Below are 694 nucleotides of genomic sequence, written 5' to 3' on the forward strand. Positions count from 1 at the left end.
CTTCAAATCCTGAACCTGAGTCCGCCCGTTTGGCCCCCTTCTCTGAGCGGATGGCTGTATGCCCTCTGAGTTCCGGCGATCAAATGCTGGGGGCGCTTGTCCTGTTTGGCAAAACAGAGGATTTCCAGCGGGCTGATACCGCCTTGCTCAGTGAAGTAGTCAGCCGTGCATCCATCGCCATGGAAAATGCCAGGCTGTATACGCTGGTCCGGGAGGCGGATCGCYGCAAGAACGAATTCCTGGCCATGCTTGCGCATGAACTCAGGAACCCCCTGGCACCGATAAGGAACGCAGTTCACATCATTCACGGCTCCGAGGCCATCGATCCGAAGGTGGCGTGGGCACGCGACGTCATTGCGCGGCAGGTTGATCACATGTCCAGGATGATCGATGACCTTCTGGATGTCTCGCGCATCGTCAGGGGGAAGGTGACAGTTCATATGGCGCCCGTCCTGCTGTCGACATTGTGCGAGCATGCGGTAGAGGCAAGCAGTCCGCTGCTGGCAGCCAGGAGCCAGGAGCTGAGTGTCAGCATCCCGGTCGAGCCCGTGGTGTTGCAGGGCGACCTGGTGCGCCTGTCACAGGTACTTTCCAATTTACTGAATAACGCTTCCAAATTCACGGAACATCACGGAAAAATCGAGCTGAGCGCATCGTTGCAAGAGAAGGGTGTCACCTTGTGCGTGTCGGACAA

Annotated in this window: 1 protein-coding gene; it reads left to right on the forward strand. The window is 57.6% G+C overall.

Translation table 11 applies throughout. The features are described from left to right. Positions 1 to 29 precede the first annotated feature (29 nt). Positions 30 to 694 (forward strand): sensor histidine kinase (locus tag AC1D0Z_RS23535; RefSeq protein WP_477660532.1); only part of this gene is annotated, 665 nt, incomplete at its 3' end.

The organism is Polaromonas sp. P1_E3 (genome assembly GCF_056405935.1).